Here is a 12,108-nt window from a genome sequence, read left to right as displayed (position 1 = left end):
CGGAGTTTGGCGTTGCGCCGTCGGCCGACAGTCAGGCCACCTCTGAGGAGCCCCACGCATCATGCCGAACCACCAGCAGCCGAGCAGCATGCCGATCCGCAAGTACGGCCAGTACGACCAGGTCGACATCCCGGACCGCACGTGGCCGGACAACCGGATCACCAAGGCCCCCCGCTGGCTCTCCACCGATCTGCGTGACGGCAACCAGGCGCTGATCGACCCGATGTCGCCCGAGCGCAAGCGCCGGATGTTCGACCAGCTGGTCAAGATGGGCTACAAGGAGATCGAGGTCGGTTTCCCGGCCTCCGGGCAGACCGACTTCGACTTCGTACGTTCGATCATCGAAGAGCCGGGCGCCATCCCGGACGACGTCACGATCTCCGTACTGACCCAGGCCCGCGAGGACCTGATCGAGCGCACGGTGGAGTCCCTGAAGGGCGCCAAGCGCGCCACGCTCCACCTGTACAACGCCACCGCGCCGGTCTTCCGCCGGGTCGTCTTCCGCGGCTCCAAGGACGACATCAAGCAGATCGCCGTCGACGGCACCCGCCTGGTGATGGAGTACGCGGAGAAGCTGCTGGGCCCCGAGACGGTCTTCGGCTACCAGTACAGCCCCGAGATCTTCACCGACACCGAGCTGGACTTCGCCCTGGAGGTCTGTGAGGCCGTCATGGACGTCTACCAGCCGGGTCCGGACCGCGAGATCATCCTCAACCTGCCCGCCACGGTGGAGCGTTCGACGCCGTCCACGCACGCGGACCGCTTCGAGTGGATGTCGCGCAACCTGTCGCGCCGCGAGTACGTCTGCCTGTCCATCCACCCGCACAACGACCGCGGCACCGCCGTCGCCGCCGCCGAGCTGGGCGTCATGGCCGGTGGCGACCGTGTCGAGGGCTGCCTGTTCGGTCAGGGCGAGCGCACCGGCAACGTCGACCTGGTCACCCTGGGCATGAACCTGTTCTCGCAGGGCGTCGACCCGCAGATCGACTTCTCCGACATCGACGAGATCCGTCGTACGTGGGAGTACTGCAACCAGATGGAGGTCCACCCGCGCCACCCGTACGTGGGCGACCTGGTCTACACGTCCTTCTCCGGCTCCCACCAGGACGCCATCAAGAAGGGCTTCGACGCGATGGAGGCCGACGCGAAGGCCAAGGGCGTCACCGTCGACGACATCGAGTGGGCGGTCCCGTACCTGCCGATCGACCCGAAGGACGTCGGCCGCTCCTACGAGGCCGTCATCCGGGTCAACTCGCAGTCCGGCAAGGGCGGCATCGCGTACGTCCTGAAGAACGACCACAGCCTGGACCTGCCGCGCCGCATGCAGGTCGAGTTCTCGAAGGTCATCCAGGCGAAGACGGACGCCGAGGGCGGCGAGGTCACGCCGAAGGACATCTGGAGCGTCTTCCAGGACGAGTACCTGCCCAACCCCTCGAACCCGTGGGGCCGCATCCAGGTCAAGGCCGGCCAGACGACCACGGACACCGACGGCGTCGACACGCTGACTGTCGAGGCCGAGGTGGACGGCGTCGAGCAGGTCCTGGTGGGCACCGGCAACGGTCCGATCTCCGCGTTCTTCCACGCGCTGCAGAGCATCGGCGTCGACGCCCGCCTGCTGGACTACCAGGAGCACACGATGAGCGAGGGCGCCTCCGCGGTCGCCGCCTCGTACATCGAGGTCGCCATCGACGACAAGGTTCTGTGGGGCATCGGGATCGACGCGAATACGACGCGTGCGTCGCTGAAGGCGGCCGTCTCCGCGGTCAACCGCGCGAGCCGCTGAGGCAGTTGAGCTGCGGTTTTTTGGCCCCGTACACCTTTCGTGGGTGTGCGGGGCCGCGGTGCATCTCGGCCACGGTCACAGGATCTCCGTGACCTTGGCGTGACCAAGGTGCTGACGCCGCCTCACCAATGTGGCTAACATCACGCCAACGCCGCGATGTTGCGGCGCCGTTACGGAGGTGTGCGACGTGCTGCCGAACAGGGGACTGGGGCGACGGGCCGGGATCTCACGGGTCCTGGGCGTGCACACCACATGGACCACCGTGGGCGACGGGGAGTTCTTCTGCCCCGGCTGCGGTGGCGACCGCAACTACCAGCGGCGCACCGGGCGGAAGCGTTTCGTCGTGCTCGGCGTGCCCGTGCTGCCGCGCGGCGAGACCGGCCCCGTCGTCCAGTGCGCGGCGTGCGAGGACCGGTTCGGCACGGAGGCGCTCGACCACCCGACCACGCACCGCTTCTCCGGCATGCTGCGCGACGCCGTGCACACCGTGGTCCTCGCCGTGCTCGCGGTGGGCGGCCCGCCCTCCCGTACGTCCCTGGAGTGCGCGGTGGGAGTCCTGCGCGGCGCCGGCTTCGAGGACACCTCGGAGGTACAACTCGCGGCCCTCGTCGAGGCGTTGGTCACCGACGCCGGACGGATGCCGGAGCACGCCGGAGCCGGCGCGTCCCTGGCCATCGAACTCCACGAGTCCCTCGACCCGCTCGCCCAGCATCTGGCCCCGGCCGGACGGGAATCGATTCTGCTCCAGGGAGCGCGGATCGCCCTGGCCGACGGCCCGTACTCCTCCGGCGAGCGGGACGTCCTCGGCACGGTGGGCGCCGCGCTGACCATGTGCACGGACGAGGTGGGGCAGTTGCTGGTGGCGGCGGCGCGTACGCCGAGCTGAGCCTGCGCGCACAGGCCCTCGCTGCGGTACTCCCCGGGGAGTAGTCGCCGCCCGCTGTCACCCCACGCAGTAGCCCTCGGCTCGCCCTCACGCCCGACGTACGAGGCCCCCCGGTCCCGGAGTCTGGATCCACCGGACTCCGAGACGAGAGAGGGGGCCCACCCATGGGGGGACCGCCTGTAGGTGTGGTGCGGCGGGGCAGGGGTGTCCTGCCGTGGGCGTTGCTGGTGCTGTGGGTCGGGGTGATCGCGCTGGCGATGCCGTTCGCCGGGAAGCTCGGTGACGTGCAGCACGACCGGGCCGTCGACTATCTGCCGGCGAGCGCCGACTCCACGCAGGTCGCGAAGATCCAGGACCGGCTGCCGGGCGGCGAGACGACCGAGCTCGTGCTCGTGTACCACCGGGACGGCGGGCTCAGCGCCGCGGACCGGGCCGTCGCCGCCGCACAAGTGAGCGACGTGGAGGCGAAGTTGGAGATCTCCGGTACGCCCGAAGGGGTGCCGTCGGCCGGCGGTGACACGCTCATGTACCCGGTCGCCAGCAACGCGCCCGGTCAGGACGAGGATCTCCGGGACGCCTTCGTCAACGACGTACGGGACATCGCGCACGGTACCGACGCGGCCGCCGGGATGAGCGTGGAGGTCGGCGGGCCCGGGGCGCTGGCCACCGATGCCAGTGAGGTGTACCAGTCCCTCGACGGGCCGTTGTTGTACACGACCGCGGCCGTCGTCGCCCTGCTGCTGATCCTCATCTACCGCAGCCCGTTCCTGTGGCTCGTGCCGCTCGCCGTCGCGGGCGTCGCCGACTTCCTGTCGATGGGCGTCGCGTACGGGCTCAACCAGGCGTTCGGGACGACCGTGAGCGGGCAGAGCTCGGGCGTCATGACCATCCTCGTGTTCGGCGCGGGCACCGACTACGCGCTGCTCATCGTCTCCCGCTACCGGGAGGAGCTGCGCCGGTTCGAGCGGCCCCACGACGCCATGCGCGCGGCGCTGCGCGGCTGCGGGCCCGCCGTCGTCGCCTCGTCCGCGACCGTCGCCGCGGGGCTGCTGTGCCTGCTCGCCGCCGACCTCAACTCCTCGCGGGGCATGGGGCCGTTGGGGGCCGTCGGCGTGCTGTGCGCGCTCGTCGCCATGCTGACGCTGCTGCCCGCCGTGCTCGTGCTGCTCGGACGGCGTGTGTTCTGGCCGCTGGTGCCGGCGTTCGGGTCCGAGGCGAAGCGGCGCAGGTCCCTGTTCCACGCGATGGGGACGTCCGCCGGGCGGCGGCCGCTCGCCGTCCTCGGCGCCGGGGCGGTCCTGCTCGGCGCGCTCGCCCTCGGCGTGCTGAACCTGCCCGGCAGCCTCAAGCAGGAGGACTCCTTCACCAGCACCCCGGACTCCGTCGCCGCGATGAAGACCCTGGCCGCCGCCTACCCCGACACCGGCACGCAGCCGATCACCGTGATCGCGCCGAATGGCCTTGCGAAGAAGGTGGTCGAGGGCGCGCGGGACACCTCCGGTGTCGTGGACGTGCGGCGCGGGCGCAGTGGCGGGGGCTGGACCGAGATCGGTGTCGTCGCGAAGGCGGCGCCGCAGAGCGCCGCCGAGACCGCCACCATCGAGGCGCTGCGCGACCGGCTCGACGGGCAGGGCGCCTACGTCGGCGGGCCGAGCGCCGAGCAGCTCGACCTGAAGGACACCAACGCCCGCGACCGGCTCGTCGTCGTACCGATCGTGCTCGCCGCCGTGCTGCTGATCCTGGTCGGCCTGTTGCGTGCGCTCGTCGCGCCGCTGCTGCTGCTCGTCGCCGTGGTCGCGGTGTGGGGTGCCTCGCTCGGCATCGCCGGGTTCGTCTTCGGGCCGCTCCTCGGCTTCGACGGCACGGATCCGGGCCTGGGGCTCCTCTCCTTCGTCTTCCTCGTGGCCCTCGGCGTCGACTACGGGATCTTCCTGATGCACCGGATGCGGGAGGAGGTCCTCGGCGGCGCCGGTACCGGGACGGCGGCGCTGACCGCGCTGCGCACGACCGGCGGGGTGATCGCGTCGGCGGGGCTCGTGCTGGCCGCCACGTTCGCCGTGCTCACCAACATGCCGCTGGTCCAACTCGTCGAGCTGGGCTTCGTCATCGCGGTCGGCGTGCTCCTGGACACCTTCCTCGTGCGGACCTATCTGGTGACGTCGGCGAGCCTCGCGCTCGGCCGCAAGGTGTGGTGGCCGGGACCGCTGTCGCGCACCCGGGAGGCCCCCGCCGCGCCGCCGGCCGAACAGCAGCCGGTGACCGTCGGCCGTTGACCGCGAAAGGGCGCCCCTTCACGTCCCTTCCCTGCGGAGGGCGCCCAACTGGACGCTCTGTGAAGGAAGATGGGCCGGTGGACGTCAAGCGACTGCTTCTGCTGCCCGGCGCCGCCACCCGGCGGCCCGGGCCGCCGGACCCCGCCCGCGTGCTTCGCCAGGACGCGCTGCTCGCCGCCGTGATGTTGCTCGCCGACGTGTTCCTGGCGCTCGGGGTGCGGGCCGACGGCCGTCAACCCGACGCCCTGGGCTGGACGTTGCTGATCGCCGCGCACGTCCCCGCGGTGTGGCGGCGGCGCGCCCCGCTCGTCTCGTTCCTCGGCATGGTGGCGTGCGTCTTCCCGTACCACGCGCTGGACTTCAACCACACCGCGCCGATCGTGGTCTCCCTGGCCGGCCTCTTCACCGTCGCCATGACGGGCCGCCCGCTGCGCTCCGCGATCATCGGCACGGCCGTCATCGGCCTGATGCTCGGCGTGAAGTTCGGCCAGGGCATGGCCGAGGGCACGCAGGCGCTGCGGGTCACCGGCTGGATCGTCGCCGTCATCCTCCTCGGCGTGTACGCGCGCGTGCACCAGCAGTACCTCGCCTCCGTCGTCGAACGGGCCGAGCGCGCCGAACGGACCCGCGAGGAGGAGGCCCGGCGCCGCGTCGCCGAGGAACGGCTGCGCGTCGCCCGCGACCTGCACGACCTGCTCGCGCACAGCATCACCCTGGTCGGGGTGCGGACGTCGGTCGCCGCGCACGTCCTGAACGCCGACCCCGACCGTCTCGACCGGGCCGCCGTCGCCAGGGCCCTCGACGACATCGCCGACACCTGCCGCTCCGCCCGCGGTGAACTCCGGGCCACACTGGAGGTGTTGAGGTCGTCGCCGGACGAGGCGCGCGAACCGCTGCCCGGACTCGACGGCATCCCGGAGCTGCTGTCGGCGGCCCGCACGGCGGGCGCGAGCGTCCACGCGGACCTCGACACCGTGACGGTGCCACCGGCGGTGGGCGCGGCCGCGTACCGCATCGTGCAGGAGGCGCTGACGAACGCGGTACGGCACGGGGGGCCCGGACCGACGGTCCAGGTCACGGTGCGGCAAGGGCCGGGCGGCCTGGCGGTGTCGGTGGTGGACGACGGCACGGCGACACCACAACTCCCGCCGGGTACAAGCGGTTTCGGTCTGCTGGGAATGAAGGAGCGAGCACGCAGCGTACTGGGAACACTGGAAGCGGGCCCGAGGGCCACGGGCGGCTTCGAAGTGGCGGCGAAGCTGCCCTTGGAGGGGGCGCGGGGAACTGCGCGAGCAACCACGACGCACCTGAACCCCCCGACGAACCAACCCACGAACGGCGCGACGGCGCTGGAAAGGGGCAGTGCCGGATGACCCCGATCCGCGTCCTGCTCGCCGACGACCAGACCCTCGTCCGCGCCGCCTTCGCCATGCTCGTCGAATCGGCCCGCGACATGGAGGTCGTGGCCCAGGCGGCGACCGGCCGCGAAGCCGTGGAACTGACCAGGTCGGCCCGCGCCGACCTGGTCGTCATGGACATCCGCATGCCCGACCTCGACGGCATCGAGGCCACCCGGCTGCTCGCCGCCGACGAGGACCTGGCCGGGGTGAAGGTCCTGATGCTGACGACGTACGACACCGACGAGCACGTCGTCGAGGCGCTGCGCGCGGGCGCGTCCGGCTTCCTGGTGAAGGACACCAGACCGGCCGAACTCCTCGACGCCATCAGGACGGTGGCGGCCGGCGAGGCCCTGCTGTCGCCCGGTCCGACGGCCCGCCTGATCGCCCGGGTCCTGCACGCCCCGGACGTGCCGACACCCCCGGCGAACACCCTCGGCCACCTCTCGGACCGCGAACGGCAGGTGCTCACGCTCGTCGCCCGCGGCCTCAACAACACGGAGATCGCCGAGACCCTCGGCCTCAGCCCGCTCACCGCGAAGACCCATGTCAGCCGCATCATGGGCAAGCTGGCGGCGCGCGACCGTGCCCAACTGGTCATCGTGGCCTACGAGTCGGGCCTGGTGACCCCGCTCACGCCGCCGTAGTTACAGTGCCCCCATGGACCATCGCGCCGCGCTGCTCGTCATCGACATGCAGAACGCCCTGACGCCGATCATGCACCGGCCCGCCGCCACGGTCGCCGCCATCGCGGGCCTGCGCAGCCGGGCGCGGGCGGCGGGCGTGCCGGTCGTCACGGTCCAGCACCGCGGGGCCGGGCTCGAACCCGGCACGGACGGCTGGCGGGTCGTCGCCGAGCTCGATCCGGCGCCGGGCGAGCCGGTGGTGGCGAAGACGACGGCGGACGCGTTCCTGCGCACGGATCTCGACGCGACGCTGCGCGCGCACGGCGTGACGGAGGTCCTCGTCACCGGCTTCGCCACGGAGAACTGCGTGGAGACGACCGCCCGGCAGGCGCTCAGCCACGGCTACGACCTGGTGCTGGTGGCGGACGGCCACACGACCTCGGTCCGCCCGGACCCCGACACGACGGACTTCGCCCCGGCGGACCGGTCGATCGCCCACCACAACGAGATCTACCGCCACATCGACTTCCCCGACCGCAGCGTGCGCGTGCTCCCGGCGGCCCGGGTCGACTTCACCCCGCCGCAGGCGCCCTGGACCACGGAACCGGGCCTCTAAGCCCGGGTGCTGTAGGCGATGCCGTCGACCGTGTCGCCGTACAGGCCGCTCTCGTACGCCCTCGTGTACGCGGCCCCGCCGAGGGCCCGCCGGCTCTGCCGCTCCGCCTGTTCGCGGACGGCGACCAGCGGCGGGGCGCCCAGCTGGGGCCGGCCGATGGACTGCCAGAGGCGCTGCGCGGTGCCGAGGAGGGCGGCCCCCGACTCGTTCCGCCCGTCGGCCACGGTCGCGGCGGCCAGTACGTCGACGGCGAGGGCGACCCCGCTCGTGTCGTGGAAGTGCCTCTTGCCCCGCATGCTCGCGCGGGCGTGCTCGGCGGCGTCGGCCCAGTCGCCGAGGCCGAACGCGGCGACCGCCTGGACATAGTCGCCGTACGCCCGCGCCCAGCGCTCGCCGCGCGCGGCGAGTTCGACGGAGACCTCGTGGGCGAGGGCCTTGCCCGAGGCGAACTCGCCGAGCGTGATCCGCGCGAACGCGCGAACGATCCGGTTCAGGAAGCACGCGACCTCGTAGGAGCCGGACAGGGTTTCCTTCGTCGTGCCGTCCAGCACGGTGATCGCCCGCTCGCAGTCGCCGGTCAGGAACAGCGGCGTGCCCTCGAAACAGCACGCGGCCACGCGCGCGGTCGGGTCGGCGGACCGCTCGGCCAGCACCCGGAACTCGTCGGCGTGCCGCAGCGCCTCCTCGGGGCTGCCCTGCGACATGGTCACGAGGCCGTAGGCCCACAGGGCCTTGGCGTACTCGGGGCCGGGCCCGGGGGCGTCGGCCAGGGCCCGCTCCAGGTAGAAGCGGCCTTCATGGGTGAACCCGCACGCGAACCAGAAGAACCACAGGGCGCCGGTCATCTCCAGGACGGTGTGCAGGCGGCCCTCGCGGAGCGCGTGGTCGAGGGCCGCCCGGACGTTGGCGTGCTCGGCCACGACGCGCGTGGCCCAGGCCGTCTGCCGGTCGGTCAGCCATTCGCGGTCGGCCCGCGTCACGAGGCTCCGGTAGTGCTCCAGGTGGGCCTGTCGCACCGCCGCCTCCTCACCGAGTTCGCCGAGCCAGTGCGCGCCGAACTCCCGCACGGTGTCGAGCATCCGGTACCGGACCGGTTCCGCCGTCCCCGGCACCGGACGCACCACCGACTTCGCGACCAGGCCGTCGAGCAGGGCGGGCACGGCGTCGGCGGACAGCGGCCCGCCGGCGGCCACCGCCCGGGCGTCTGCCCCGTCGAAACCGGCGGCGCAGACGCAGAGGCGAGCCCACAGCAGCCGCTCCAGTGGCGTGCACAGTTCGTGGCTCCAGCCGATCGTGGTGCGCAGCGTGCGGTGCCGGGGCGGCAACGGGGTGCGCACGCCGTCGGCGGTGATCAGGGTGTCGAACCGGTGCCGCAAGCCCTCACCGAGCTGATGGACCGACAGCTCCGGCAGCCGGGCCGCTGCGAGCTCGATGGCCAGCGGGATGCCGTCGAGGCGTCGGCAGACGTCGGCGGCCGACACCTGCTCGGCGCGGTCGGGCCGCAGGCCGTCGGTCCCGGCGCGCGCCCGGTCCAGGAACAGGGCGACGGCGTCACCGCCCCCGGGGTCGCGCGCCGGATCGGCCGCCACGGGCAGCGGCTCCACCTCCACGCACCACTCGCCCGCCACGCCCAGCGGTTCCCTGCTGGTCGCCAGGATCCGCAGTCCCGGCGCCGCGTCGAGCAGCAGGACCGCGAGGCGCGCGCACGCGTCGATCATGTGCTCGCAGCTGTCGAGGACGAGCAGCACGTCCCGGGTGGCGAGCCACTCGGCGACGACGTCCTCGGGCGGCCTGGTCGACTGGTCGGCCAGGCCGAGTTCCTCAAGGACTACGTAGCCCAGCAGGGAAGGCTCGCGCAGCGGCGACAGCCCGACCAGCCGGACGCCGTCGGGGAAGCGCGGGGCCGCCCGGCGCGCGGCGCGCACCGCGAGCCGGGACTTCCCGACGCCGCCGACACCGTTCAGCGTCACGAGTCGATGTTTCGTCAACATCTGTTCGATCAGGGCCAGTTCAGTGGTACGCCCGATGAAACTTGTCGTCTCGACCGGCAGATTCTCCACGGTCCACCCTTTCGCTCCGCCCGCCAGAATCCTCTTGTCCGGGCGGCACCTCAGTGGATGACACAAGGTGAACGGGCGGGCCGGGTTTCTCCGGCGAACCGGACGGATCCGGAACGTACGGGATCACTTCCGGTCGAGGTCGGTCCAGAGCGCACAACAGACGTGGTCAGCGACCGAGTTGGGACATAGTGGGGCGCTCACCATGGCGGGGTGGAAAGACGGGAGGCCCCAGCATGGCAGACCGGTACGGCGGGCCACGACGCCGACCACCGGGTGACGGACCCGTGTCACCCCCATATGCCACAGGCATACTTTTCGCTGTTCTGTGCGCGTGCCTCGGGCGCGCCGCGCACCTGGACATACGCGTTCCGGCCGCGGCGGCGCTCGCCTTCGCGTCCGTCCTGGCCTGCGCCTGGCTCGGGCCGCGCGCGGCACTCGCCACGGCGGCCTCGTCCACGGCCTTCCTGTTGGCGGCCTGGACCCTGCTGTCCCTCACCGGCGCCCCGGCCCGCGTCGTGGCCTACGTCGCCCTGCTCGCCGGCGGCTGCCTCGCGATCCGGATCGCCCTGCGGGACACGGCCCGCGCGATGGCCCTCGCGCGGGCGGTCGAGGTGGCGCGGGTCGCGCAGGGCGCGCTGCTGCGCCCGGTCGCCGCGCGGATCGGCGACATCGACGTCCACACCCGCCACCACTGCCCGGTCGAGGCGGAGACGGTCGGCGGCGATGTCTACGACGTGGTGAACACCCCTTACGGGCCGAGGCTGTTCATCGGCGACGTACGCGGACACGGCCTCGATGTCGTACGGACGTCGGCGGCGGTGCTCGGCGGATTCCGCGACCTCGCCTACGTGACCCGGGACCTCACCGAGGTCGCCGCCCGCCTCGACGAACGGGTCGCCGCCGAGGTCGGGCCCGAGGACTTCGTCACGGCCCTCTTCGCCGAGTTCGCGCCCGGCGAGGTGCGGCTCGTCAACTGCGGGCATCCGCCCCCGCTGCGGCTCGGCAGCGGCCCGCCCCAGCTCCTCGAACCGGTCGACCAGGACAGCCCGTTGGGCCTCGGCGCACGCCCCGGGCTGCGCCGCTGCTGGCTCCAGCCGGGCCATCGCCTCCTCTTCTACACCGACGGCCTCACGGAGGCACGGGACGCCGAGGGGGAGGACTTCCCGCTCCTGGAGCGGGCCGAGGTGCTCCTGGACGAGGTCCTTCCCGGCGACGCCCTGGGCGCGCTGTACGAAGCCGTCACGGAACACACGGGTGGCCCGCTCAACGACGATGTCGCGCTCGTCCTGTGCCAGCAGGGCGCGCCGGCCGTGCGGCCGGCGCCCCACGACCTCGACTCCGCCCGAGAGGGGGACCGGCTCCGCGCACGTCGCATCACAGGAAAGTGATAGCCATGGCTATAGTAGCCATGTACAGTATTTTTCATGAGCGACACCGACGCCCCCGACGGGCCGACCCCCGGCTACTTCGTCTGGCGCCTGTCCATGAAGGTGCGGACCGCGATGGACCGAGCCCTGACCCCGCTCGGCCTGACGCACGCCACGTACTCGCTGCTGTCCTCGTTGCACGGCCTGCGTGGCGCGGGGCAGACGCCGAGTCAGCGGCAGCTCGCCGACCACACGGGTCTTGAGCCGCTCTACGTGTCCAAGCTGGCCCGTTCCCTGGAGAAGTCCGGGCTCATCACCCGGCCCCGGGACGCCGCCGACAGCCGTGCCGTCCGGCTCGCCCTCACCGACGAGGGTGAGGCTGTCGTGACGCGGGCGATCCCGGTCGTGCAGGGGCTCATGGCCCAGCTCTTCGAGCCGCTGGGCGGCCTCGACAGCAAGCGGACCCGGGTGCTCGCCGCCGAGCTCCAGGTGTTGCTCGACGCCCCGGTCTAGTTCCTTTTCCCGTTCTGGTTCACGAAGGAGTCGTCATGTCTACGCCCCTGTTGAACGGCCAGATCATCGGCCAGGCCCTGTACGCCACCCGCGCGGTCCTCGCCGTCCGCCTGACCGAACTCGGCACCTCGTTCGAGGTCAGCGCGGTGCTCAACGTGCTGGCCCAGCACGGCGGTTCATGGGGTCGGCGCGACATCGTCGACCGCCTGACCTTCGCGTTGAAGGTGGACGAGGCGGAGGTCGTCCCCGTCGTGGAGTCGGTCCTGGCGGACGGGCTCGCCGAACCCGTCCCCGGCGACACCGCGACGCTGCGCCTGACCGAGCACGGCCGCGATTTCCAGGCCCGCGTCGCCGAGGTCGCCGCGGCCATCGCGGCCCGGCTCTACGCGGACATCCCGGAGGTCGAACTGGCCACGGCGGCCCGTGTCTTGACGCTGCTCACGGACCGCGCGAACGCGGAGCTGGCGGCCTAGGGCCTGTCTTCACACTCCCGTCGTCGCCCGGAGGGCGGCCTCGCGGCGTCAATGGGGTCTCCCCTGCTCGAACGGAGTTGAGAGCTTGGGGAAGCGTGCTCTCGGCGTGCCGGG

At 72.2% G+C, this 12,108-nt stretch carries 10 protein-coding genes; 9 read left to right on the top strand and 1 reads right to left on the bottom strand.

Annotated features, from left to right (window positions below; genetic code table 11):
* The first annotated feature begins 61 nt into the window (after positions 1 to 61).
* From leuA to B072_RS0117935, 6 genes are all read left to right on the top strand, one after another.
* Positions 62 to 1,783 carry a 2-isopropylmalate synthase gene (gene leuA / locus B072_RS0117960; protein WP_018531346.1) on the top strand — a complete coding sequence of 574 codons (1,722 nt, stop codon included), beginning with the start codon at positions 62 to 64 and terminating at the stop codon, positions 1,781 to 1,783.
* 187 nt (positions 1,784 to 1,970) lie between these two features.
* The gene (locus B072_RS0117955; RefSeq protein ID WP_018531345.1) at positions 1,971 to 2,669 is read left to right on the top strand and encodes a TerB family tellurite resistance protein; all 699 of its coding nucleotides are present in this window, start codon (positions 1,971 to 1,973) and stop codon (positions 2,667 to 2,669) included.
* A 164-nt stretch (positions 2,670 to 2,833) separates the two neighbouring features.
* A complete protein-coding gene (locus B072_RS0117950) occupies positions 2,834 to 4,942 on the top strand; it encodes an MMPL family transporter (protein WP_026245979.1) in 2,109 nt (702 codons plus the stop codon).
* Positions 4,943 to 5,019: 77 nt separating this feature from the next.
* Positions 5,020 to 6,315 carry a histidine kinase gene (locus B072_RS0117945; RefSeq protein ID WP_018531343.1) on the top strand — a complete coding sequence of 432 codons (1,296 nt, stop codon included), beginning with the start codon at positions 5,020 to 5,022 and terminating at the stop codon, positions 6,313 to 6,315.
* Positions 6,312 to 6,986, top strand: coding sequence for a response regulator transcription factor (locus B072_RS0117940; RefSeq protein ID WP_018531342.1), 675 nt, complete (start codon positions 6,312 to 6,314; stop codon positions 6,984 to 6,986). The genes B072_RS0117945 and B072_RS0117940 overlap by 4 nt, the downstream gene beginning before the upstream one ends.
* Positions 6,987 to 6,999: 13 nt before the next feature.
* On the top strand, positions 7,000 to 7,581 hold the full coding sequence (locus B072_RS0117935) for a cysteine hydrolase family protein (protein ID WP_018531341.1): 582 nt from the start codon (positions 7,000 to 7,002) through the stop codon (positions 7,579 to 7,581).
* Here B072_RS0117935 and B072_RS0117930 read toward each other — a convergent pair.
* Positions 7,578 to 9,551 (bottom strand): ATP-binding protein, encoded by a 1,974-nt coding sequence (locus B072_RS0117930; protein ID WP_158689205.1) that lies wholly within the window; start codon positions 9,549 to 9,551, stop codon positions 7,578 to 7,580. The genes B072_RS0117935 and B072_RS0117930 overlap by 4 nt on opposite strands.
* A gap of 374 nt (positions 9,552 to 9,925) precedes the next feature.
* Between B072_RS0117930 and B072_RS43390 the strand changes: the two genes are divergently transcribed.
* From B072_RS43390 to B072_RS0117915, 3 genes are read left to right on the top strand one after another with little or no spacing between them, the layout of a single operon-like run.
* Positions 9,926 to 11,029, top strand: coding sequence for a PP2C family protein-serine/threonine phosphatase (locus B072_RS43390; RefSeq protein ID WP_018531339.1), 1,104 nt, complete (start codon positions 9,926 to 9,928; stop codon positions 11,027 to 11,029).
* Positions 11,030 to 11,065: 36 nt separating this feature from the next.
* The gene (locus tag B072_RS0117920) at positions 11,066 to 11,521 is read left to right on the top strand and encodes a MarR family winged helix-turn-helix transcriptional regulator (protein ID WP_018531338.1); all 456 of its coding nucleotides are present in this window, start codon (positions 11,066 to 11,068) and stop codon (positions 11,519 to 11,521) included.
* A gap of 35 nt (positions 11,522 to 11,556) precedes the next feature.
* On the top strand, positions 11,557 to 11,994 hold the full coding sequence (locus B072_RS0117915; RefSeq protein ID WP_026245978.1) for a hypothetical protein: 438 nt from the start codon (positions 11,557 to 11,559) through the stop codon (positions 11,992 to 11,994).
* Positions 11,995 to 12,108: the final 114 nt, after the last annotated feature.

The organism is Streptomyces sp. HmicA12, assembly GCF_000373565.1.
Taxonomy (GTDB): Bacteria; Actinomycetota; Actinomycetes; order Streptomycetales; family Streptomycetaceae; genus Streptomyces.
This window is presented reverse-complemented; position numbering and strand designations above follow the sequence as displayed.

Coding starts and splice junctions, on each gene's coding strand:
- leuA (WP_018531346.1), top strand. CDS start 62: ATGCCGAACCACCAGCAGCCGAGCAGCATGCCGATCCGCAAGTACGGC.
- B072_RS0117950 (WP_026245979.1), top strand. CDS start 2,834: ATGGGGGGACCGCCTGTAGGTGTGGTGCGGCGGGGCAGGGGTGTCCTG.
- B072_RS0117940 (WP_018531342.1), top strand. CDS start 6,312: ATGACCCCGATCCGCGTCCTGCTCGCCGACGACCAGACCCTCGTCCGC.
- B072_RS0117935 (WP_018531341.1), top strand. CDS start 7,000: ATGGACCATCGCGCCGCGCTGCTCGTCATCGACATGCAGAACGCCCTG.
- B072_RS0117920 (WP_018531338.1), top strand. CDS start 11,066: ATGAGCGACACCGACGCCCCCGACGGGCCGACCCCCGGCTACTTCGTC.
- B072_RS0117915 (WP_026245978.1), top strand. CDS start 11,557: ATGTCTACGCCCCTGTTGAACGGCCAGATCATCGGCCAGGCCCTGTAC.